At 43.1% G+C, this 652-nt stretch carries 2 protein-coding genes; both read left to right on the forward strand.

Annotation, left to right across the window (positions count from 1 at the left end; translation table 11 throughout):
• The coding region (locus tag R7Z77_RS26125) for an alpha-amylase domain-containing protein (protein ID WP_318137148.1) at nt 1-239 on the forward strand (239 nt) is incomplete at its 5' end.
• 130 nt (nt 240-369) lie between these two features.
• Nucleotides 370-624, forward strand: coding sequence for a hypothetical protein (locus R7Z77_RS26130; protein ID WP_005460888.1), 255 nt, complete (start codon nt 370-372; stop codon nt 622-624).
• The last annotated feature ends 28 nt before the right edge of the window (nt 625-652 follow it).

Consider the following 652-nt stretch of genomic DNA (forward strand, 5'->3'; position numbering starts at 1 on the left):
TCGACCATTGGGATGTGATTGGCTGGACCCGAGAGGGCGATGCTGAACATCCAAACTCAATGGCGGTGATCATGAGTGATGGACCGGGCGGCACAAAATGGATGTATACCGGTAAGCCAAGCACGCGCTATGTCGACAAGCTGGGTATCCGAACTGAAGAAGTTTGGACCGATGCCAATGGCTGGGCAGAATTTCCTGTCAATGGTGGTTCAGTCTCGGTTTGGGTGGGCGTTAAGTAACGTCGTCCTGTGATTTTGATACAGAACATGCAAATTTCAATGAAACATTACATTTAATCAAGGTGTTATTTGATATTCATGTAACAAATGCGTAACTTATATTTGAGCATTATCTAGAGGAATATAAAGAATGGAATCTATTGCTGATGTATTGGTTGTCGCCATTGTGTTTGGTGCCATTTTTGGAGGCGGGATCGTCAAGTTGATCTTAAATCATCGTAAAGAAGTTCGAGCGTTAGAGATTTCTGAGCGAAATACGATGAGCCAAGAAGAGCAAGAAAGCCTCAAAAAGCAAATTGGCGAGTTAAAACGACGCGTTGAAGTGCTTGAGAGAATCGTCACCGACAGCAAATATCAACTTGAGAAAGAAATTGCTTCGCTGTAATTCAAATCTTAGAAAAAGCCGGATCAGT

It is taken from the genome of Vibrio sp. 1401, assembly GCF_033340295.1.

Coding starts and splice junctions, on each gene's coding strand:
- R7Z77_RS26130 (WP_005460888.1), top strand. CDS start 370: ATGGAATCTATTGCTGATGTATTGGTTGTCGCCATTGTGTTTGGTGCC.